Annotated in this window: 25 protein-coding genes; 2 read left to right on the top strand and 23 right to left on the bottom strand. The window is 54.2% G+C overall.

Going from position 1 to position 21,697, the window contains the following annotated elements:
* Nucleotides 1-54: 54 nt before the first annotated feature.
* The 7 genes from SRB521_RS01845 to SRB521_RS01870 form a co-directional block, all read right to left on the bottom strand.
* The gene (locus SRB521_RS01845; RefSeq protein WP_116721495.1) at nucleotides 55-801 is read right to left on the bottom strand and encodes a metallophosphoesterase family protein; all 747 of its coding nucleotides are present in this window, start codon (nucleotides 799-801) and stop codon (nucleotides 55-57) included.
* A 22-nt stretch (nucleotides 802-823) separates the two neighbouring features.
* Nucleotides 824-2,449 (bottom strand): recombinase family protein, encoded by a 1,626-nt coding sequence (locus tag SRB521_RS01850; protein WP_116721494.1) that lies wholly within the window; start codon nucleotides 2,447-2,449, stop codon nucleotides 824-826.
* A complete protein-coding gene (locus SRB521_RS01855) occupies nucleotides 2,334-3,155 on the bottom strand; it encodes a recombinase family protein (RefSeq protein ID WP_165816279.1) in 822 nt (273 codons plus the stop codon). The genes SRB521_RS01850 and SRB521_RS01855 overlap by 116 nt, the downstream gene beginning before the upstream one ends.
* Before the next feature lie 32 nt (nucleotides 3,156-3,187).
* Complete coding sequence (locus tag SRB521_RS01860; protein WP_116721492.1) at nucleotides 3,188-4,789, bottom strand: recombinase family protein; 1,602 nt, start codon at nucleotides 4,787-4,789, stop codon at nucleotides 3,188-3,190.
* Nucleotides 4,790-4,863: 74 nt separating this feature from the next.
* A complete protein-coding gene (locus SRB521_RS15930) occupies nucleotides 4,864-5,016 on the bottom strand; it encodes a hypothetical protein (protein ID WP_165366523.1) in 153 nt (50 codons plus the stop codon).
* Between the two features lie 550 nt (nucleotides 5,017-5,566).
* A complete protein-coding gene (locus tag SRB521_RS01865) occupies nucleotides 5,567-5,854 on the bottom strand; it encodes a helix-turn-helix domain-containing protein (RefSeq protein ID WP_116721491.1) in 288 nt (95 codons plus the stop codon).
* 42 nt (nucleotides 5,855-5,896) lie between these two features.
* Nucleotides 5,897-6,175, bottom strand: coding sequence for a hypothetical protein (locus tag SRB521_RS01870; protein ID WP_129868757.1), 279 nt, complete (start codon nucleotides 6,173-6,175; stop codon nucleotides 5,897-5,899).
* Nucleotides 6,176-6,400: 225 nt separating this feature from the next.
* Between SRB521_RS01870 and SRB521_RS01875 the strand changes: the two genes are divergently transcribed.
* Nucleotides 6,401-6,751 carry a helix-turn-helix transcriptional regulator gene (locus SRB521_RS01875; RefSeq protein ID WP_116721490.1) on the top strand — a complete coding sequence of 117 codons (351 nt, stop codon included), beginning with the start codon at nucleotides 6,401-6,403 and terminating at the stop codon, nucleotides 6,749-6,751.
* A gap of 58 nt (nucleotides 6,752-6,809) precedes the next feature.
* Here SRB521_RS01875 and SRB521_RS01880 read toward each other — a convergent pair whose 3' ends face one another.
* On the bottom strand, nucleotides 6,810-6,986 hold the full coding sequence (locus SRB521_RS01880; protein WP_116721489.1) for a cysteine-rich KTR domain-containing protein: 177 nt from the start codon (nucleotides 6,984-6,986) through the stop codon (nucleotides 6,810-6,812).
* A gap of 112 nt (nucleotides 6,987-7,098) precedes the next feature.
* Between SRB521_RS01880 and SRB521_RS01885 the strand changes: the two genes are divergently transcribed.
* Complete coding sequence (locus tag SRB521_RS01885; protein ID WP_116721488.1) at nucleotides 7,099-7,353, top strand: hypothetical protein; 255 nt, start codon at nucleotides 7,099-7,101, stop codon at nucleotides 7,351-7,353.
* Between the two features lie 287 nt (nucleotides 7,354-7,640).
* Here SRB521_RS01885 and SRB521_RS15935 read toward each other — a convergent pair whose 3' ends face one another.
* The 15 genes from SRB521_RS15935 to SRB521_RS01955 all read right to left on the bottom strand — a co-directional run bounded on the left by SRB521_RS15935 (nucleotide 7,641) and on the right by SRB521_RS01955 (nucleotide 21,694).
* On the bottom strand, nucleotides 7,641-7,781 hold the full coding sequence (locus SRB521_RS15935) for a hypothetical protein (RefSeq protein WP_165366524.1): 141 nt from the start codon (nucleotides 7,779-7,781) through the stop codon (nucleotides 7,641-7,643).
* 13 nt (nucleotides 7,782-7,794) lie between these two features.
* A complete protein-coding gene (locus SRB521_RS01890; protein WP_116721487.1) occupies nucleotides 7,795-8,355 on the bottom strand; it encodes a tyrosine-type recombinase/integrase in 561 nt (186 codons plus the stop codon).
* Between the two features lie 279 nt (nucleotides 8,356-8,634).
* A complete protein-coding gene (locus SRB521_RS01895) occupies nucleotides 8,635-9,024 on the bottom strand; it encodes a hypothetical protein (protein WP_207215988.1) in 390 nt (129 codons plus the stop codon).
* A gap of 94 nt (nucleotides 9,025-9,118) precedes the next feature.
* Nucleotides 9,119-9,688, bottom strand: a complete 570-nt coding sequence (locus SRB521_RS01900) for a DUF6935 domain-containing protein (RefSeq protein WP_116721485.1) — start codon at nucleotides 9,686-9,688, stop codon at nucleotides 9,119-9,121.
* A 49-nt stretch (nucleotides 9,689-9,737) separates the two neighbouring features.
* Nucleotides 9,738-10,877, bottom strand: coding sequence for a hypothetical protein (locus SRB521_RS01905; protein ID WP_207215989.1), 1,140 nt, complete (start codon nucleotides 10,875-10,877; stop codon nucleotides 9,738-9,740).
* 12 nt (nucleotides 10,878-10,889) lie between these two features.
* Nucleotides 10,890-12,206 (bottom strand): TPM domain-containing protein, encoded by a 1,317-nt coding sequence (locus tag SRB521_RS01910; RefSeq protein ID WP_116721483.1) that lies wholly within the window; start codon nucleotides 12,204-12,206, stop codon nucleotides 10,890-10,892.
* Nucleotides 12,207-12,225: 19 nt separating this feature from the next.
* The gene (locus tag SRB521_RS01915) at nucleotides 12,226-13,359 is read right to left on the bottom strand and encodes a TFIIB-type zinc ribbon-containing protein (protein WP_116721482.1); all 1,134 of its coding nucleotides are present in this window, start codon (nucleotides 13,357-13,359) and stop codon (nucleotides 12,226-12,228) included.
* Nucleotides 13,360-13,428: 69 nt separating this feature from the next.
* On the bottom strand, nucleotides 13,429-14,628 hold the full coding sequence (locus SRB521_RS01920; RefSeq protein ID WP_129868758.1) for a hypothetical protein: 1,200 nt from the start codon (nucleotides 14,626-14,628) through the stop codon (nucleotides 13,429-13,431).
* A gap of 113 nt (nucleotides 14,629-14,741) precedes the next feature.
* Nucleotides 14,742-15,752 (bottom strand): DUF5067 domain-containing protein, encoded by a 1,011-nt coding sequence (locus tag SRB521_RS01925; RefSeq protein WP_116721480.1) that lies wholly within the window; start codon nucleotides 15,750-15,752, stop codon nucleotides 14,742-14,744.
* 12 nt (nucleotides 15,753-15,764) lie between these two features.
* On the bottom strand, nucleotides 15,765-17,231 hold the full coding sequence (locus tag SRB521_RS01930; RefSeq protein WP_116721479.1) for a hypothetical protein: 1,467 nt from the start codon (nucleotides 17,229-17,231) through the stop codon (nucleotides 15,765-15,767).
* A 24-nt stretch (nucleotides 17,232-17,255) separates the two neighbouring features.
* Nucleotides 17,256-17,939, bottom strand: coding sequence for a TIGR00266 family protein (locus SRB521_RS01935; protein WP_116721478.1), 684 nt, complete (start codon nucleotides 17,937-17,939; stop codon nucleotides 17,256-17,258).
* Between the two features lie 48 nt (nucleotides 17,940-17,987).
* Nucleotides 17,988-18,839 carry a DUF4428 domain-containing protein gene (locus tag SRB521_RS01940; RefSeq protein WP_242976501.1) on the bottom strand — a complete coding sequence of 284 codons (852 nt, stop codon included), beginning with the start codon at nucleotides 18,837-18,839 and terminating at the stop codon, nucleotides 17,988-17,990.
* Between the two features lie 22 nt (nucleotides 18,840-18,861).
* A complete protein-coding gene (locus SRB521_RS01945) occupies nucleotides 18,862-19,263 on the bottom strand; it encodes a hypothetical protein (protein ID WP_087347549.1) in 402 nt (133 codons plus the stop codon).
* Nucleotides 19,264-19,307: 44 nt separating this feature from the next.
* Nucleotides 19,308-20,135: a hypothetical protein gene (locus SRB521_RS01950; RefSeq protein ID WP_173017902.1), complete on the bottom strand. Its 828-nt coding sequence runs from the start codon at nucleotides 20,133-20,135 to the stop codon at nucleotides 19,308-19,310.
* 134 nt (nucleotides 20,136-20,269) lie between these two features.
* Entirely contained in the window at nucleotides 20,270-21,694 is a 1,425-nt protein-coding gene (locus tag SRB521_RS01955; protein ID WP_116721476.1) for an SPFH domain-containing protein, read from the bottom strand.
* Nucleotides 21,695-21,697 lie beyond the last annotated feature (3 nt).

Genomic DNA, 21,697 nt, shown 5'->3' on the forward strand with positions numbered 1-21,697 from the left:
CGAAAACAGGCCAAAGAGAAATACGGGATACTCCCGCACTTCTCTTTGGCCTGTTTACACCACCCGAATCATCTGTTCCCAGAGAAGAACGAATCGGTCATCCAGGATTTTGTTGTCATGATAGTGTCCGAACAGCCAGTAATGAAACCGGGTTCTTTCTTTGACTTCTTCCAGATAATCTGTCAGGGGATCATGGGCATATCCTCCTGCGCCCAGTTGGTCTACAATACTGCTGGGAGCACAGTGGGTGATGACATAGTTCACTTCATGCCGGACACGCTCCAAATTGTTTCGGGCTTCTTCATATTCCGCAGCACTCGGAAGCTCCTGTTTCCACCAGGAACGATGGTTTACACGGAAACTGGCCCCCATCCTGCGAAGTGTCCAGTATTGTTCTTCGAAATCTGGAGCGTAGGGATTCAGTACACCGTATTCCATATCGTGGCTCCTTGCTCCGCCCATAGTAAAGAATGTATATCCCTGCAGTTCAAATACCTGTCCCCGCATCAAGTGGATCACATGCGGGCGGATGCGCTGGACTTTCCCACCGTTCCATTCCTCGACAGGGTATTTCCCCAGCAGATCAAAGTTCTCGTGATTGCCGCTGACAAACAGCACGGTGAAGGGTAAGGATTCCAGCCAGTCCAGGTTCCGATTATCTTTTTTTCGCCCGTCCCACAGACCACCAAAGTCACCGCAGATGATCATGTAATCCTCTTTGGTCATTTCAGCTTGCTCCGGGAAGTGTTCGGGCTGAAACCGCTCGAAATTGCCATGGGTATCGCCGGTCGCATAAATCATATCGTTCACCTTCTTTTTCTCATTATATCATATCCTGCTCCACTTGAATGCCCCCGCGCAGGATCACCGTGATATGTTCCGCAGAGACGACCTTCACCGTATCCACCAGCTGTCGGATGAGGATTTCATCCCATTCCTGAATCTCTGCAGATGCGCCCTCCATGACCGCGGCAGCTTCTTCGATCCGTCGAATTGCCCGCACATTGCTTTTACGCTGTTCTTCTATGGCTTGCCGTTTTTCCTTCAGAACAGCGGCCTCGTCCATAATTTCCTTGAGCTGGACTGTATAGATGGATGGATTTTCTGCATGAGCGGCTTTTGCCACCAGAGTCCTTGTCAGGTCATTCAACTCATCCAGCCGACTTTCTATATCTGACAGGCTCATGCTCTCGCCTGGAATCGGTGCCAGCACCTGTTCCATAGCTCCGGTGATTTTCCGGATGAGTGTGCTTTTCCGGCTCATTGCAGAGTTGATTGCTGCGAGAATCGACCGCTGAAGCTGATCTTCATCGACTGATGGCGAGTTGTGGCAATATTTTGTTCCATAGTCCAGTCGGCTGACGCAGCGCCATACAACCCGTTTTTTGCCCCGTTTGGACCATGTGCATCGGCGGTACAGTGTTCCACATTCTCCACATACAAGCCGCTCTGAGAGCGCATATTTGCTGGCATAGGAGGTCATTCCCGTGGGAGCATTCTTTTTTGAAGGACTTTTTCCTGCGTTGCGCCTTGCCATTTCTGCCTGTACCGCATCGAATGTCTTTCGGTCTACGATTCCATCATGATGGTTTTCCACCAGGTACATTGGGAGCTGACCTGTATTGCGGATTACCTTTCGGCTGATACAGTCACTGATGTAGGTCTTTTGGAGCAGGACATCACCGCAGTATTTTTCATTGGTCAGGATGCTGCGGATCGATGATATGGTCCACTCTGCACCTCCTGCCACATTGGGGATCTGCTCCGATTCCAGCCAGTCTTTGAGCATCCGCAGGCTGGCGCCGGTCAGGTACCGGTCATAAATCGACCGGACGACATCTGCCTGTTCCGGAATGATCTGGGGCATACCATCCTCGCCCTTCTCGTATGCATACAGGCGTTTGTACTGTATGATGGCTTTACCTTCCCGCATGGCCTGCCGCTTGCCCCAGCGGACATTGGCGCTGATGCTCTCACTTTCCGCCTGGGCGAAGGCGCCCAGCATGGTGATGAGGATCTCGCTGTCCGACTCCATGGTGTTGATGTTTTCCTTTTCGAAGATGACTGCGATACCCAATTCCCGGAGAGCCCGGATATAGTTCAGGCAGTCTACCGTATTTCTGGCAAAGCGGGAGATGGACTTGGTCAGGATGATATCGATTTTCTTACGCTTGCACTGGCGGATCATCTTCAGAAATTCAGGGCGCTTTCGGGCAGAAGTTCCTGTGATGCCCTCATCGGCAAAAATGCCTGCCATCGTCCAGTCCTTATTGCCCATGATTTTGTCGGTATAGTAGGTCTGCTGGGCTTCGTAGCTGGTGAGCTGTTCCTCGTCATCTGTAGATACCCGGCAGTAAGCGGCGACTCGCAGCTGCCGCTGGACAGCCTGCTGTGCTGTGCTTTCCACTTTCGCAGGGATCGTAATGACTCTGGGTGGATTGTCTCTCATTGTGGTTCACTCCTATGATTTGATTATTTTTCAGTCGTATGGCTATGGATTTATCACTGTATACACGGATTGCGGATACCGTGGTTTTCAGCAGTTTTGCGTCCAATTCACGCATGACCGGATGCTGGGCAAATATTCGCCGGAGCCGGATACTCTCATATTCATCTGCATCGATAGCACTATATTGTACAGAGGCAATGGAGCGGATAAGCTCTTGAGCTGCATCTTCGTCGATTGGCTGGCAGGATAGCACTGCATCCAATTGCCTTTGCAGTTCCACATTCTCGCTTTTAGGATGGGGCGACACCACTTGAATCCGTTCCGGATTGTTGAGCAGCATATTGAGCAGACCTAACACCTGCTGTTCTATCTGCTTCGTTTCTGTCCACCCACTGAGACGGCGAAGGATCTTCTGTGCCTCTGTAATATGGGTGGTCACTTGCTTGGCGCTGCGTTTTTTTATCGCACTTGTCATAGTTTCTTCCTGCAGGATAGCAGGATAGCCCTTGTCACCGATATAACGGCGATCCTCCAGAATCCGTGCTACCATATTTTTGTTCCAGACCCTTCCAACATCGTATGGAATCTTCTGCTCCCGAAGCCACTCAACCAGGCTGTTGTAGGATTCTCCGGCGATATACGCCTGGAAGACATGCTTTACCAGCACTGCCTCCGGTGGATGAAGTACGATTTTACCCAGTTCCATGTGATAGCCGAAGGGCAGTTTCCGATTTCCCATCAGCGCACCGTCCTTTCAATGGTTTCTGTAAGCTCCAATCCGTTTTTCAGGCGGAATCGAAGCTGTTCTTTACTGTCCACAATAATCTTGTCAATCAGTTCACCGAACAGCTCTGCATCGAAGGCATCAAGGAAATCCGGCCCTGCTTCTAAGATATCCATCAGCTCCTGCGTTTGAGCGATGGTGTTGTCGCCATCGGAGGCTAACAGGCGTTCCTTTTTCAGCTTTGCAGTGCGGAGCTGTTCGGTCAGCTCATTGCTCTGGGATATAAAAATGTCAGGATCAATGAGGCCCTGCTGTTTCAGCGTGGTCAACATTTGATTCTGACTGGAAAGTTCAGATATTTGTTTGTTCAGCTCAATGACATCCAGACTCCAGAGCATTCTGCGGTTGCGGATCGTCAGGAGACTGGTGATCATCTGGGAGAGGATCGGCTCTCCATGGTGCTTGAGGTTATAGTACAGACGCAGGACGGCTTCCTCGATTTGGGACTCTGGTATCTGTTCCATGACACAGGCATCTTTTTGTCTGTCGTGTTTGCGGCACACCCAGTATGTTATGTCCTTTGACATTTTCCTTTTGAAGTATGTCCCACAGTTTCCGCACAGGATCGTCATGGTGAAGGGATATTGCTCCCGAGGTGAATGGGTAATTTTAGAGCTTTTCGCCTGATACAGCGCCTGCGCCCTTTCAAATATGAGCCTGTCCACAATAGGTGGGTGACTGTCTGCAATGTAGTACTGATCCTTATTTCCATGGTTTATCTTCTTTTTGACCGGAAGGGTATCAGTCGAATATCGTTTCTGCAGCAGGGAGTCACCGACATATTTTTCGTTTTGCAAGACATAGCAGACCGTTGTGTGCTGCCAGTATGGGATTTTATCTCTTGTGGGAATTCCTAAGCTTGTGATTTCCGATGCGATTTCTGTGGTGCTGTACCCAGCCAGGAACCTGTCGAAGATCAACCGCACGATTTGTGCTTCGGATTCTACGATTTCAAGCCTCCCATCGCACAACCGGTATCCAAACGGCGCCTTACAGGTAATGAACTTACCGCTTTGCATTCGTTTCTGATAGCTCCACCGCATATTACCTGAGATTGATTCGCTCTCAGCCTGAGCGAAGGCAGCGAATATGGCCGTCATCATCTCACCGGACATGGTGGATGTGTCGATATTTTCTTTTTCGAAGTAGATGCTGATTCCCAGCGCTTTCAGTTCTCGGATCGTCTCCAGACATTCTGTGGTGTTTCGGGCAAATCGGGAGATGGATTTCACCAATATCCGGTCAATCAGCCCTCTGTGGCAATCTGCCAGAAGTCGTTGGAAGTCCTCCCGCTTTTCAGCAGAAGTGCCTGTGATACCCTCATCTGCATAAATGTCCACCATGCTCCAGTTTTCTTTTCCGGAGATCAGGTCTGCATAGTGCCGATTCTGAGCGGCGAAGGAGTTGAGCTGGTCATCGGAAGCAGAGCTGACACGGGCGTAAGCAGCTACCCGCAGCTTGATGTCCTGCTGCTTTTCAGTAGCCTCTATCGTAATAACTCTGCACTGCTTTTCCTGCAGGGCCATACTTCCATCGGTCAGCTGCTTTTTCTCCATGTCAGTTCACCTCCTTACAGCAACAAACACTACCACACTTTTGCCCCAATAGCTATCACCAAATGCAACGAAAATCAGGGAAACAGAATGATCTCCACACCATCCTGCACAGAGAGGTAGCTTGCAATTTTTTGAGCCTCTTTTTCGGTGCATTTCCCAATCTGGACAAGGTTTTTAAGCAGCGTGATAATGCCACAGTAATCGATGTTTACATTCTGTACTGTCATAGTAATCCTCCCTTCATTTACGGTTTTACTAAACCTTGATACCACAAAAATAGAGGCCGCCCAATTTGGTTGGGGAAGCCTTGGCTTGCTCTACTACATTGCAGGCGACCTCCATTGCTTCTAATATCAAGAATTTTTGCCTGTATTCGACACTACTTCCCCAGGCAGGGCGGCAACATAAACTGTGCTGGCGCACATCACGGGAATCTCACCCCTCCGGGGAACGCCCGAAGCTGCGTACAGGAGTACCATTGTGGGCTGACGGGATCTTGGCGAAGCAGGGTGCCAATCCTGCTCTGGCCTGAGTGGGTATCGCTCTGCACCTTAATTGGCCGTCCTTAGATGCGGAAATGATCCGCACAGGTGGTCTTCGCGCACTCGGCCTGACGCTGGCTCCGTCAGCTGATGTATCTATGCTACCGGATATGACTGCTTGGAGCAGTATTTTTCAAGGTACTGTGAGATTAACTGATCTCACTAAGATTGTAACTCTGTGTGTTTCAGAATTACATAAACAGAATGGAAGGTTACCTACCCAAAATGGAAGGTTTTAGAGTTTTGCCTCCAATTCAGACAAAAATGCAATGGTCATTCGCAGGTTCTGCTTCTGATCCATAGCTTTAAATTCTCTCCCCGACAAAAGATAATCCAGGGAGACATCGAAGAATGCTGCAAGCTCCACAGCCAGTTCAACTGAGCCGGTCTGCTTTCCGTTTTCAATTTTCAGGATGTATGTACTGGTGATGTTCATTTTCTCTGCCAGCTGCTCCTGCGTAAGTCCTCGGCTTTTCCGTAAATTCTTGATTCGAGCGGCATAGCTATCTCTGTTGAAGCCCATAACACTTTCCTCCGTTTTCTGAAATTTGGATGAGACCGAATTTCAGTTCGGAGGATCACGGCACCCAACAGAAAGATTATATGTAAAAAATAAATTGCCGATCCCGTGCAAAAATGGAGAATCGGCAACCTGTGCTTGATCTGCATTAAGAAGTCCAGGGCGGGATACAGGGGCAGCAGGCGGAGGTTTTTCTTTCTTTCTCATATGCCCAGCTTGCGTATCCCGTTTTTTTCTTGACAGTCTTCCTCGTGCTGTCCTGAAAGCAGTGTGACTCGGCTTAACCAGATGGAACAACTTAATGCGGCAGCTGTTATCTGCCATGTTGCATTTCTCCTTGTCCACTTACGCGGCCGGCACACAGACAGCCAGCATCACCCCCTTATAATTTTTGTTCTTCGGCAAATGCGACTGTCTTGCCGATAATATAATTCAGTTTTATGTATCTCAGGCTTGTTGGTTCGTGTATTGCGATACATCAAACAAGCGAATTGTGTCGCATTCACCCGCAAAAAGATGTATTGTAGAATATCTTTGAGGTGAACTGCGATGTATGACTTCTCCTATCCATTGGGGAATGCGGTGAAGAGCACACGTTATCGGCGCGGTCTGACCCAGCTTCAGGTAGCAGACATGGCGGATATCGATGTGCGAACCGTGATGAATATTGAGAACTACAAGGCAAATCCCAAGATGGAGGTGCTCTACCCTTTGATCCGTGCCCTCCGTATTGATGCCAGAACCATTTTTAACCCTGAGCAGCAGCGCGAAACTCCCGCTCTACAACAACTTCGGCTTATGATTGAGGAATGCAGTGAGCAGGAGGCCGAAGCGTTGATCCCGGTGGTGGAATCGGTCATTGCCGCACTCCGGACAAAGGACGCCATTGAGATTGGATGACTATATAAAAAAACAGAGCCTGCTTTTCCCCGGCAGGGGGATCAGCAGGCTCTGTGCTTTAAGCATCCGGCTCGTCGCTCAATACCATCTTCAGTTTTACCACATTGACCATGAATTCCTTTTTACATTTTGGACAGTATAGCGGGAATTTTACTAAAACCGTTTCTTCATATACTTTGACTTTCGTTTTGCTGCCGCACTGAGGACAGCAGATCCATTTTGACTCATGCCGCATAGCAATCACTCATTTATTCGTAGTTACAAGTTAGATAATTGCAGTCGGTTTTTCTTCATTGATATACAATCTAGGTACATTAAGCATATTATAAAAGAAAGGGGAACAAAGAATGAAAGAGATAAAAGATATTAAGGAAATCAACCTTGAATTTATTATTGGATATGTCAAAGAACAAGGGCCGGACGCTATTCAATGGCTGAAAGACTTAAAGAACAAGCCTGTACCACCGGACAAGAACGGTAGGGAACGCCAAATGTCCTTTATCGAACTCCGAAAAGAGTTTGCTATTAAATTCTTCCCCGAACTCGCCCCCAAGCCCAAGGAAAAGAAGCCCTCTATGTGGGAACAGATAGACGCTCTTTAAGACAATCGAGCGGGCGGCGGTTGATCGTAGCCGCCGCCCTTGTTATTGCCTGTTGGAGCGGGAGGGAGCCGCCAAGCACCGGAGGCGGCCACAGGCCGCCGTAGGTAGTGACGGCGGCGGTATGCCATGATGGAGCGGAACAGGCCGTAAAGGGCCATAGAAGGCCGCTAGAGCCATTTTAGGCGGCAAGGAATATCCCAACACCCCCAATGGCCGCAAACAGCGTAGCGGGCCGTTTAAAGGCCGCACAAGCGGCGGCTGGATAAATAAGCAAAGAGGGGAGCGGCTTACTTTTGCCGCTCCCCTTTGTTCTGCTGTTCCTGCTCTACCTCTGCTGGCCTCTGCTCTTGCGCCTTGTCCTCTGGCTTATCCATATCTATCAGTTCTTCAAATATCAGCGCAAGCGGCAAGCCGTAGTATTCACACATAGCTGTTTCCTCCTTAATCCTTGCGCCTTACTGTTTTCTTTGCTCCACTTCTTGCTATATTATCGAGCGGATTATATTGAACAAATCTATCTCTTGCCATATCTGCATAGATGTTCATATAGTGTTCACTCATAGCAAGGGTAGAATGACCTAGTATCTTTGAAAGCTGTACCACATCACCGCCATTTAAGAACCACTCTCTAGCGAATGTATGGCGCAAGCCGTGAATATTAGATTTATTGACCCCTCTATCTTTTGTATATTGCCTATATCCTTGTGTAAGTGACGCTTTAGAAAGCTGTTCTCCGCTAACATTACAGAATAAGTAATCATCTTCTTCAACATTGGCAACACGCCACATATCAATATATTCTGTTAAGTTCTTGACTAATTGCGGAGAAAGATTAGCAGTTTGTAACTTCTTATTTTTTGTGTGCTGATAGAATACTTTCCCGTTTTTAAGGTCTATATCCTTCATGCGTATATCTACTAGCGTTCCAAGCCTTGCACCTGTACCAACTACAAAACAACAGATTCCTCTACTCTGCCTAGTGCCTTTTTCTCTGCTATAAATTCTTGAAAGACGCTATTTAGATATTGGTTGTTAGCCTCTGCTCTGCTAATCGTCCTTTGTACCCTTTTGCGTGTACCTGCCATATCATAACCCCCTTTGGCAAAAAATCAAATTAAAATTTTAACTTGATTTTACCATAAGGATTATAGCGTTTCAAGAAAAAATCAAACTATATAAAATCAGCTTGCACAAAAAATTAAAGCGTTGGCACATCTCGCTTTTTTATACTTCTTATCTTGATTATTTTTAGAAAAATCTATTGATTGATTTGCAATCATTCTATGAAAACGCCGCCAATTTCGCCAGCAGATACGCCAGAGAACTATCATAAAAGACGAAATCATCGATCAGTCCGGCATTTTTTGCATCTATGACACGGCTGCATACGGCGGACTGTTCCGGCCTGACCAGAAGCAGGATCTTGAGGTCCTGTTCAACCTGCCGAAGAGGTTGGCAGATCCCGACCGCCTGATCCATATCCGCCTGATCCACAATATCCAATATCACCACATCCGCATGAAAGATATCAACGCCGACCACAGCCTGCGGATAATGGAGCTGGGCCGCCCACAGGAAGTCAAGCTCCGGCTTTGCATGGATGGCCGCTGACAACCCCTGTCCCAGCACCTTATTGGATGATATAAACAGCACTGTTTTCATGATCGGCACCCTCTATCCAATCCGATAAATACAGATGGTTTTCTGATCGCTCCCGCCTGCTCCGGCTTCCATGAGCCGAGCCTCCACAGCCGCGCCGCCTGACTCAAGCCCAGGGGTCGGCGGACTTAGGGGTGCGGACACCGGTGAGCAGATATTGCTCCCAGAGGAACCATTTCCCATCGCTGCCCCGCTGTCGGAGTTTGATGGGGCGAGGGCTGTCCGCGCCGCCGCAGGGGATAAACAGTTTCATATAGCCCTGCTCCTCACCGGAAACATGGTTGCTTTCCACCCGGATGGTATAGGGCTGGGCGGGTGTGTAATTGTTGTCGGGGGTAGAGCCGGCGAAGTAGGTGAATGGAAGGTAGGTCTTTCCGTCACGAAAACGGTCGTTTAAGAAGGAGATCTCCTGTCCGCTCAAAGGACGGGGCCCCCGCAGCCAATTCAGCATATCCGTGCCGATCTGCCGGTCAGCGGCATAGGCGCACAGGGCCAGCACGGTCAGCGCCGCCGCCTGAAAGGGTGTGTCAAGGGCCGCCTCCGGGAGAGCCTGCATCTGAGCAAGGCTTTCGGGGAGGGCCGCGAAGGTAAAGGTTTCCCGCTTGTTTCCAATGGCTGTGGCTGCCGTCGCCGCGGCATCCACGGCGGACTGCTTTAGCCTGTCAAAAATACTCATACAAATACTCCTTTCACGCCTGTTCCACACTTGTGCGCCTGATGTTCTCTCAGCCATAGGCGCGTATCAGATCCATACAGGTCATGCCCTCGCCAAAAAAGGGTGGACACACACCGGTTTCACGATCCTGCTGGATATGGAGAGATTCGCCGGAGGGGTCGATCAGCACCGGGAAGCTGCCGCTCATGCGGGTGCCCGCGCCGTCCGAGAGGTCCAGATACAGGCAGTCGCCCTCCATACGCCAGATGCCGGAATACGAGTACGCATACTCCTGCCCATCCTCCGGCTGATGGTAGAGATCGATGCGTCCGGAATAGTCCGGGTCGCTGTCGCCCCAGCCGAACTCCATGTACCACTGCTCGCAGGTCCAATTTGTGTAAGCCAGCCCCCAGTCTGTGGGCGGCAGCCACCAGTCGTCCCCGGACGGCTCCCAGTCCTCGGGGTAGTCCAACCCGGTCACATAGCCCCAGATGCCGAAATCCATCAGCATGGGAAGGTAGTTCTCCCCGGTGGGCACGATGGGAATGCCGTATTCATCGGTCAGCGGAAGCCACTTCACCTCCACGCCATCGTTTGTCACAAGGACGATCTCCGTGTCCGGTTCATCCCGCCATTGCTCATAATTTACGAATATCAGTACAGACTGAGCACACTCCTCCCGGTAGAGCACCTCACCCGGTACAGGCCAAACGCCGTTACCGAGAGATTCCCAGGTGACATGGTTCACGGCAAGGCTGGTATTCTTATCCCGGGGAACGATGCAGAATAAATCACCATAGCCCGGGCCAAGGATATGTTCGGCCGGTATATTTAGTAGAAACGGCATGGCCTCCACCAATCCGGCACAATTCTCCACCAGCCAGTCCGACAGCGGGGTGGAGTCCCCCTGCTTCCTGTATCCCAGATAGGCGACCGCGCCGGCGTACTGGTCATCGTATGCCATGGCGTCATACAACAGGTTCAGGGACTCCTCCGCCAATTCCGCCTCCGCTGTTTCTTCCCCGCTGCCGGAGAACACACCCACCCCGGAATCTTTTTCTCCCTTGCTGCCGGAAAGGGTGCCCATCGCACCGTCCGTTTCCGTTTCAACGGGCGGTGTGTCTTTTCCTCCGCAGGCGGACAGGCCAAGGGCCAGCGCCATGCACAAAATCGCCGGGAGAAAGCGGCTCCGGAGCAAATTCTTCATCATCCGGCCTCCTTCTCAGAATTTCCCGCTGCGGCCGCTGCCGCCGCCCCCGCTTTCGCTGTAGGTGCTGCCGCCGCTGCCGCCCGAGCTCTCTTTCTGGATCTTGGTGCGTGTTTCAGTGGTATGGGTGTACTGGTCGTACTGCTTTGTCAGGTGTAAGCCGCCAGCGGTGAGGTACGCATCGGCTTCCGCCTTTTGATGGACGGACTTCATCTTACGCAGCAGCCACAGGCAAACCGTCCCCGCGGCCAGACAGGAGCATCCTGCTGAAATGACGAACCAGATCCAGTAAGGACGGCGCACCGGCTTGCCGGCGTCGGCCTTCGTCAGATATTCTTCACAGGCGTCTAAGTAATTGGAAATGCCGCCATACCAGTCGTTTTCCCCAAAATCGCCCAGGAATTGCTCCTCCAGCTTCTCCTGCCCATATTCATCAAAGGCATACTCGGCGTACTCGCCGTAGACGAACATGGCGTAGTCCCGCTCGGCCATGCTCAGGAGTACGATGATCCCATCCCGCCCGCTGCCCATACCGAGCTCACTGCCGTGATAGAGCTGATAGGTGACCTCAAAGACGCTGCCGTTTCCGTATTCCGTGTAATCATCCACAAGAGCAAAATAAACGCCGCAATCCTGCTTTTGGGAAATAGCTTCGGCCCGCGCCTCCAGCTTTTCCCACTTCTCATAGGGGAGAAGGTCTGCAACATCAAATACATACTGCATCGTGACACTGCCCTGCACCGGTTCTTCCACGCCGACATCCTCGCCGGAGCCGGCCGGCGGGCAATTTGTGAGGATGTAATCCTCCGCCGTTTCTGCCATGGCGTCCACTGCCTGGGTCAGCGCCACGGCGCTCATGGTCATGTCCTCGCCGTTCCACGCCCGCGCCGCCATATAGGGCTGTACCGCATCGTAGACGGCGCCGGACAATTCCTGGCCGCTGCCCCGCTCATCGCTCAGTCTGGCGTAGACGCACCAGTCATTTTCGTCAACCATCCTGTAAGTATCCCCATCCTGCGCTTCCAGCAGAATGGTCAGCGTAACGCCCTCCTTGTGCTCGCCATAGCCGTAATCATATTCCTCATAGATCCCCGCGGCGGCGTCGCCAAGTCCGTCATAGCTGTTTTGGGTCAATACATCCACCCGCAGATCAAGGCCCAGCGCCTGGGAGAGCTGGGGGAGGGTCTGTTCTCCCTGCATGGTCAGTTCCTGCGATCCCAAGGATTCCGTTTCGTCATAGATCACGCCGTACTCCATTGCCGCCATTGCGGGAGTGCAGAGGGACAGCGCAAACAGGAACGCCAGCGCGAGAGCAGTATATGCTTTCTTCATATCCGGTCCGCCTCCTTTCTCACGGCAATAGGACCAGCGCCGAACTGATCACAGACAGGGGGACGGCGATGGCGGCAAACAGCCCCCAGAACTTCCCCCAGCTGACCGGCAGGTCGCCCACCAGCTTTCCGGTCTGTCCATTCATGGCAAAGAGGAAGTCCTTCCCATGCCACTTGGTATTCAGCATCCAGACGGGCATCAGGGCGTAATGCACCTTGCCCCTGCGCAGGTGAACGCTGCTGTCTCTGAGAACGCAGAGGTCATAACGCTTCACTGTGCCGCGCAGCGCGGAGGCAAGGGTCCCCTCACAGCGCTGATCCGCCCGCTGCCGGCTCTGTTCCACCGTCACATCGAACTTATCGGCCAGGAAGCCGGGGAGATACGCGGTGGAAAACGGCTTCAGCTCCTTGTAGTCATAGGGTTCAATGGAGTCCATGTGGCCGTCCGGCATCTTGCTGGAGGCGTCCACCGGCACCTTCTCAAAGGTGACGGTTCCGGCCCGGTAGACATCGTAGTGTTTCGTCTCCGTGATCTCGTAGTCGCCGGAGCGGTATGTACGGGAGCGGGCAGCCTCATAATGGGCGTCGCCCTCCGCCTCGCCGTCGAACATCCAGAAGGGAACATAGATCCCCCGGATCTCCTGCACATGATTTTCACCGGTAAAGCTTTTCGGCAGGAAAAACTTCCCTTTGTAGTGGGACTTGAGGGCCTTTACCGCATCCTCCTTGCTCAGCTTGAACGGAACGATGAAATCCGGCCGCAGTGCCCCGGAGAACTGGCCCGGCACCACGGTGGGGTTCCCGCAATAGGGGCAGGAGGTCGCCGCCGTGCTCTCCTCGCAGATGAGCTCCGCACCGCAGCTTGGGCAGCCGTAGGCCCGCATACCGTCGCCCTCAGCCCCCCAATCCTCGCAAAAGTCAGAGGTGTCCCATGCGCCTCCATCCGCGGCTGGCGCGCCCTGCCCGGCGCCGCCTTCCTCCGTCGCCTGCTGGGCTTCTGCCGCCTTTTTTTCTTTCTCTGCGTAGAGCGCCTCGATCTCCGCAACATCATAACTGGCGCCGCAGTATTCGCACTCCAACCGGCCGGACGCACCGGAGAAATGCAGCGGTCCCGTGCAGCTGGGGCATTGATAATTTGTTACCTGTGTTGGCATCTGAAATTCCTCCTTCCCATGCCGGCGCTGTAACGGTCTATACCGAAACAGGCCGTAATCCGCAGAAGATCAGCCGAGCGGGTCGGTGAGCAAGCTGTCCAGCGTCAGGACGCACAGCTGCGCGTCGTACTTCGGCATAAACGGCAGGCTGACTTCGTTCTCCCCAGCGCCGATCACCATCTCCTCGCCGCTGGGACTCATCAAAATCGGATAAGTCTCCGAGATATAATACGGGCCGTCTGTGACGCCATAGTTATCACCGCCAACAAGGGACAGGCTGACGGTCACATAACTGGGCCCATCCATGACGGATGTGGTCGTCCAGAAACCGCTCCACACCTCTTCCCACGTCGTTTTAGAAGGATCGGCACCCTCGTATTCCCAATACAGTTCGACCGTTCCTCCCATCTCATCCTCGGGAAAGAACCACAGGTAGTAATTTGCGATACGGTCCGTATCCCATGCCGCTGCCTGCGTTGTCCAGCTGCCGCCAAGCCCGGAGGCATAGACGCCGCTCCAGCCGTCTGCCAGCCACGGTGCAAGCTCGGAAGGAACGCCCTGCCAGCCGTATTCCGTAAAGTCGAAGGAGAGGTAGTCTCCGTTTTCCGAGAAACATGGCACGATGTGCCCCGTTGATGTATAGAGCTGCGGCTCCCACACGCAGCTGTTGCCTGCGTTGTCTACGATCTGGACCTGTATGTAGGACAGGTATACGTATGCATCGTCCCCGCCGGCTGCAAAGATCAGCAGCGGATCTCCAACTTCAGACCGGTAGAGAACCTCGATGACCTCTTCAGTATCTGATTTCGAATCCCACCGCATGAGATTGACGGAAACCGTGGCATTTTCATCAAGCGGCACGAGACAATACAGATAATCATCCTCCCCGATGGTATGCCCCGTATCGATTTCGGAAATAAAAGGGTATTTCTGCAGCGTCGCTTGGTCTGTTTCTGACAGCCAATCTCCATCAGACGCTTCTCCGGTATAGCCCAGGAAGGCCGCGCCGAACATGGTCTGCGGAAAAGCCATTCTCTCCCGCAGCCAAACAAGAGATTGTTCCGCTTCCGCGGAGAATCCGGTCGGTGTCGGCTGCATATCCGATCCCCCGGCCCCCGGGCGCAGCTTTTCCGGCAGTTTTTGATCGGGCATACCAGACAGCGTCTCACCATCGGCGCTTCGATTTGGTTCGTCTGTTCCCGCTTGCTGTTTTTGCGCGCAGGCACAGAGAGACAGCACCAGAACCAGTATTAGAAAAAATGCGATCACTCGGTTTGATGTCCTTTTCATAACTGCTCCTTTCAAACGTCACTGCTCCATACCATTGCGCAAACGGGGATCGCTCCGCCCCAAATGGGGCGGGAACGATCCCCATTCTGGTGTCATCCGATGCTGTCCGGCATAGGCTCCTCCGCATCGATCAGAGGCAGATACCAGCTGTCATAGAGATTGGGCAGATCCTCCTCGTCCACATCCACCCAATAGGTCCCCCACGGGCGCAGGTAGATATCATAGTGGAACGCATCTCCGCCGTTTTCGTAATCACCGTCAATGTGGATCATGTCCCCATAGTCCACCAGTCCCGGGTCAACGATCCAGTCCCCGTGCTCCAGCGCAATATCCGTGAAGGCGCCGCCCTCGGATGTCATGGTGCCATATATGCTGGTCCCATCATCACTGAGGCTGACCGACGCGGAGACCATCGGTTCCGACTTCGTGTAGTCCTCATCCCAGAGGGTGACAGTGCCCGTGCCGTCCCCGCCGATGTCAATGGCGCCGCAGATGTCCCACCAGGCGCCCTCCAGATCCTCGTAGTCGCCCGAGCAGCCGGTCATGATCCACCAGCCGTACCAGTCGCCGTTCCACCAGTCCAGCAGTATATCTCCGGTTCCAGTATCCTGACCCGTACCGCTTCCCGCCGCTTCCCGGCTGAGTGTGGACGGATCGACGGTGATCTTACCGGTTTTGTCGCCGAACGCCTCCTCAAAGGTCACCTCGACCTTGCTGGTGGTATCCGCCAGCACAAAGGCGGTGCGGAGTTCAAGGGTTTCACCCGGCGCGACATCCGTAAATTGACTGTCGATCACCGTGTCGTAGGAGTCGCTGTTCGCAAAGACGGTGGCGATAGCCAATTCTGCGCCGTTCTGTATCGCTGTTTCAGAGATGGACCATACATAGGAGCCGCTGTCCTTGCTGTTGTTGGTAAAATCCAGCGTCAGGACCAGCGCGTCGTTTCCATCTGAGTCCTCCATAATGCTGGCCCCCTTGTAGAGCAGCGCATAGTCCCCGATCTGGAGCGAATTGGACTCTTTCGGGTCGTCCTTGCCGCAGGCGGCCAGACTGAGCAGCATCGCCGCCGCAAGCAGGACGCAGAATAACCTCGTGCGTTTCATGTCAGGCCCTCCTTAAAAGCCACTGAGTTTGAATGCAACCAGTTCCATTGCGGACTCGTCCGCTCTGTCTTCGGTCATAATGGCAAGGATGCTGCCGTCAGCCAGCTTCGCGCCGCCGCAGAACCAGGGATAGTCCGTGCCGAACAGGTCGCCGTCATCCGCCTCGCCGAGATAGGCGCCGTCCTTGGTCCAGAGCACCACCTCACGCATATTTCCGTCCAGGGCCAGATAGCCATTTGCGGTCTGCGTAATAAAGGTAATGCTTCCCAGGCCGCTTCCGTCGGAATCTGCCAAAGTCATTTGCAGCGCGCCATTGCTGTCATAGACAAACACCTTGTGACCGCTGCCATCCACGGCAGACCCGCAGACATAGATGTGGCTGTCGTCGATCAGCAGATGACTGAGGATATCCACTTCCTGGAATACAATGGGCTCCGTCTTGAGGGCTCCGCCGGAGAGGGTGATCTTTTCACATTCCGGGCCGGAGAACCAGCTGACGCCCCAGGTCCCGGATGGGTGCATGGTGACGTGATCCGGGCCCTCATAGGACGCCGTCTGTGCGCCGTCCTTCCAGCTGATCAGCGGCTCCATAAAATTCGCCAGCCAGAGGGTCCCTGTGGTGTCGGCGGAAATATCCTCATATTCCGCGTCCAGCACAATATCCTCCGCAAATTTCAAAGAGACGCCGTCGTAATCGAAGCGCTTCAATTCTCCGTCCACCAGAAGGTAAGCCTGATCTCCTGTGACAGCAGCCGCGTGATTGAAGGTCTCCTTTGTGATGATGCAGTCTGTGATAGGCAGCCACTGGCTGCTGAGCGTGTGCGTACCCACCATGACGCTGCGGGGCTGGGCAGAAAAGGGCTCACCCTCCCAGTACCAGGGGCCATCCTCGTTTCCGGTATCCTCCAGATGGATCGTCAGGCCGGAGAGCAGCTTGTCTACACGCTCATCCTCGTACTCGCCGATGATCTCCATAAATACGGTGGCTCCCGCGCCCTCCACCCGGTTCATATACCGCAGGCAGGGGGAACCCCAATAGTTTCCTTCTGCTTTGAGGCAATCGATGCCGCCGACGGGAGTAAGATCATAGGTCTGATCGACTGCATATTCGTACTCGTCAAAGCCGTAGCTGGTGAGATAGTCCCGGAAGGTATACGGATCTTCCACAGAAACGCGGATCTCCGCATCGACGATGCTTCCATCCTCGCCTTCCTTGGGAAGCGTCAGGATGATCTTGGAGGATGTTTCATCGTCATGAAGGTCGTCCTCCTCATAGACCCAGCCGTCCGCCTCATCGTAAGTAAGATCCCACAGATTTGTATGGATCGTTGTTCCGCTTCCCGCTTCCACAGGAGGCTTTGTCTGCTCGGTTCCTTCCGATGTCGAGCTGGGCTCCGGGTTGTCCTTGCCGCAGGCAGTGAGGCTGAACAGCATCAGCGCCGCAAGGAACAGGCACGACAGCTTGAACTTGGTTTTCATGGCCATTCTCCTCTCTGTCCTTTCTTATTTTTTGTTGCTGAAAAACGGCGTCAGCAGCTCGGCTACCTTGCTGATGGGCATGGTCTGCAGGATCACCTTGCCGGGTCCCCGGACAACGGTATTGAAAATACCCTCTCCGCCCAGGAGCATGTTCTTTGCGCCCTTGACCGCAACCACATCCATGGTGCAGCTCTCCTCCATAGCCGCCAGGTACCCTGTGCTGACCAGAAGCTCCTGTCCGGCGCTCAGGTCATACTCTGCCGCGTGACCGTCGATCTCAATAAAGGCGATCCCGTTTCCGCTCAGTTTCTGCATGATGAAGCCCTCGCCGCCAAAGATGCCGGAGCCCAGTTTTTTCTGGAAGTGCATGGATAGTTCCACACCCTCCTCAGAGGCAAGAAACGCGCTTTTCTGCACAATCATGGACCGGCCGGCACTGATGTTCAGAGCCTTGATGGCCCCGGGAAAGCTGGAAGCGAAGGCGATGAACCCGTCCCCGCCCTCCGCAGTGAACTTGTTCTGAAATGCGGAATCGCCGGACACCAGCCGCCCCAGCATCTTCTTCATACCGCCTCCGGTGGTGGTTTCCATTTTCATATTTGGGCTCATCCAGCTCATGCTGCCGCTCTCCGTGATCATGGATTCGCCTGGGGACAATTCACATACGACGACCGGCAGATTTTCTCCTAAAATTTCATACTTCTTCATGGTGAAGCTCCTTTCATTTTCGTTGTTTTCTATTGCTCCAAGGTATTCTTATCCGTTGATTGCGCCGCCGCAAAACTCGCAGCAGCCGCTGGCATCCGGTGTGGTGGTCGCCCCGCAGTACGGGCAGGTCACCGCCGCCTTGGGTGATGCGGCCGCGGCCGCTTCCTCCCGCGCCTGCTGCCGGACCTGCAGCAGCGCATCCCGGATCTCACAGCCCATTTCCTCATATTGCCGGTATTCCACGCTGGAGCGCACCTCCTCCGCGTTGGAGGTCAGGGAGCCGCCGCCTATTCCGCCGGCTTTAGCCCGGAGACCCCCGCGGGGTCTGCGCATGGCGTCGGGCCCATCCAGCAGTGTTTCCTCATCGTTATCCACTGAGCTGCTGTTGAGTTGGAAGCGGATCTCGCTGAAATAGGGATTGTTGACGTTGATCACGATGTAGAAATCGTAGGAATAGGCATACCGTTTGGGATTGAAGCTCTGCCGCTCTCCATCCTTATCCCTGTATTCGATCTCCGTCCTGCGCTCGTCGATGTCCAACTTGCAGCCGGTCACATCGGAGAAGGACAGCACATCCGGATTGGCCTCCTCCCAATTTCTGGCGGAGGTGACCATAAACAGACCCGCATCCTCGTCCAGCAGCACCTTGGTACGCTCACCCAGAGTACGGGTGGTGCGAAAAGAGGATACCTTGGCTTGATTGGTCTCCCGGTAGGCCAGCTGCTCCTGGATCTCCGCCACCGTGCTCTGGCGGCGGTCGCTGAACCAGGGGGAGAGCTTGGCGGCACATTCCTTGCACAGATTGCCGTCCTCCAGCTTGCGGTTGCCCAGCAGCCCGATCTCGCCGCCGCAGACCGAGCATTCCTTTTTATCAAATAGTTTTCCAAAGAGCCCCATCATCTGCACCCCTTTCTGAAGCCGCTTACGCGGTGCCCTTCATCTGCATGGCGCCGTAGACATACAATCCCGGCAGCAGAAGGTTGAGCACCAGACTGGTGATGCTGAACTGGCCTCCGCCTACAAAACCGATGATGATGGAGATGATCGCTAAGATCGCAATGATAATGCCCCATTTGACGCAGGAAGCGGCCTTCTGGGGTGCGCTGCAGGCCCCGATGCCCTTAATGCCCGCGATAAACTGGATCACAGAGGCCACAGTCACAAGAATGGAGCTGGCATAGAGCAGGCCGGTACCCTCCGCGCTCCCCGACAGGGCTGCCAGGGCGCTGACGCCGAGAATGGCGATGACGCCGGCGATGGCGGCGATGATGCCGCCGATGATCATGAGAATGGATGTGACTTTCAAAATCTTCTGACCTTTCATTTGTAGTACCTCCTATGTTCTGTTTTTATGGATCGCTTTGCGTACTATGGCTGTTCATCCAGCAGGCACAGGGCCAGCTCTGTAAAATACGCCCGGAGCTGCTTCGCTGTTTCCTGATCCAATTTCTTCTGCTGCTGTTTGCCGTCAGAGTAATAGAGGGTGCAGGCCGGCTTTTCCGAGCTGCCGTCCGGCTGTTCTTCCAGACGGATCTCCTCCGCAAACGCGGTGAAGGCATCCCACTCCTCATCTGACACGGCCCAGTCACTCCAGATCTCCTGCTTCCGACCGGACGGGGTAAATCTGGCCCGGAGGATATAGGGGGCGTCCTCTCCGTACACAACAGACGGACCCCGGTCGAATTGGAAGGAATAGTCCTTGGAGAAGAGAGCCCCAGACTGACCCATATAGAAGCCGCTCAGCTCCGGCGTGGCATAGCGGGGGATCTCCCGTCCAATGGGGTCGGCCAGCTCCTCCAGCAGAGCGATCAGCGTATGGATACGGCGGTCGTTTGGCGGATCATAACGGATGCTCCGTGTTCCGTCTTCTGTGCTCCAGGTCAGGATCAGGCTGGTGGAGTCCCCGCCATCCATGACTTCGATCCCCGGTGGCAGCTTCACCTCACGCCGGTTTTCCGGGATGGGCTCCATCAGCGGGTAGAGCTCCAGAATGATCTGCTCCACATCCGACCACTGAGCCGCGGTGATGGGGACATTCTCTTTGGTGGACGGATGATACCAGTCCTCGTCCTCCGCCGTATCCGGAGCAAGGGCCGGATAATAGCTTGTTTCCAGAATGGCCTCCGGCGAAAGCGTGATGGCAAAATCCGCTCTGGCAACCATGCCGCTGGTGTGGCTGTATGTGACGCCGGTCAAGGTACCGGGCGGCACGGCAGATTTCTTCTGTATGGATGAATCACCTCCCTGATGACCTCTGAAACAATATCCCGCAGCCGCCAGAAGCAGGAACAGACCTACAACAGAAAATACGGCGGTTTTTCTTCCACGGGTCATCCCTGCACATCGCCATCGTCAAAGGGATCGCCGCACTCCGGGCAGAACTTGGGCGGATGGGCGGGATCATCTGGCTCCCAGCCACATTTGTCGCATTTGTACTGGGGTACGCCAGCGGGCTTTTTCGCCCCGCACTCCGCGCAGAATTTCCCTTTGTTCACCGCGCCGCAGGAACAGGTCCAGCCGTCCGCTGCGGGCCGGGGCTTGCCGCACTCTGGGCAGAATTTTCCGGTGACGGCTGCACCGCAGGTACACTGCCAGCTCTCTGCTGCCGGCTTGGGCTCCGGCTTTTTGCTGCCGCAGTTAGGGCAGAAGCTGCCGGTGATGCCGCTTTGTCCGCAGGCGCAGGTCCAGCCAGGGGCGGCAGGCGGGGGCGTGGGTACAGGTGCGTGTGCGGGCTGAGCCTGCTGCTGCGCGCCCATCTGATAGAGGTTCTGGGCGTTCATGCCGCCCATCTGTCCAGCCATCCCCATGCCCATAAAAGCCATAGCGGGACCGGCATTGGGGTTGCTGGCCGCGGACTGCATGGCGCTGGCCTGTGCGCCCACCAGATGGGCCGCCGCCCGGGTGGGGTCCATAAAGGCCGCGTTGCGCTGCAGCTCCTTGATCATCTGCTCATCTTCCTCATTGGCCTTGACGCTGGAGACGCCAAAGGAAACGATCTCCATGCCCCGCAGGTCCCGCCACCGGGAGGAAAGCTGCTCGTTGAGGGCATCGGCCAGCTCCAGGGTGTGGCCGGGAAGGGCGGAGTAACGGATACCCATTTCCGAGATCTTTGCGAATGCGGGCTGCAGGGCGGTGAGCAGCTCCGTCTTCATCTGCCCAGCGATCTGCTCGGTCTTAAAGTCCTCGCTGACGTTACCGCAGACATTGGTATAGAACAGCATGGGGTTTTTCAGGCGGATACTGTACTCGCCGAAGCAGCGGATGGCGATATCGATGTCGATACCCGCCCGCTGGTCCACCACCCGGAAGGGGACGGGGCTTGGGGTTCCGTACTTGTTGCCGGTGAGCTCCTTGGTATTGAAATAGTAGATGCGCTGGTCCTTGGGGGCCTCGCCGCCGAAGGTGAAGCGCTTGCCGATGTTCTGGAACACGCCCTTGATGGATTCGCCCAGATCGCCGGAGAAAAGGCTGGGCTCGGTGGACATATCGTAGGTGTACTCGCCCGGCTCGGCGCACATATCCACCACCTTGCCCTGCTCCACGATGAGCATACACTGGCCGTCTGCCACCGCGATGACAGAGCCGTTGGTGATGATGTTGTCATCACCCTTGGTGTTGCTGGAGCGGCCCGTGACCTTCTTTTTTCCTTTGACGGCCAGTACATCCGCGGGAATCGCTTCGCAGTAGAAGAATTCCTTCCACTGGTCGGCCATCACGCCGCCGGCGGCTCCCAATGCAGCTTTGATCAGTCCCATAAT

Source organism: Intestinimonas butyriciproducens (assembly GCF_004154955.1).
GTDB classification, from domain to species: domain Bacteria; phylum Bacillota; class Clostridia; order Oscillospirales; family Oscillospiraceae; genus Intestinimonas; species Intestinimonas butyriciproducens.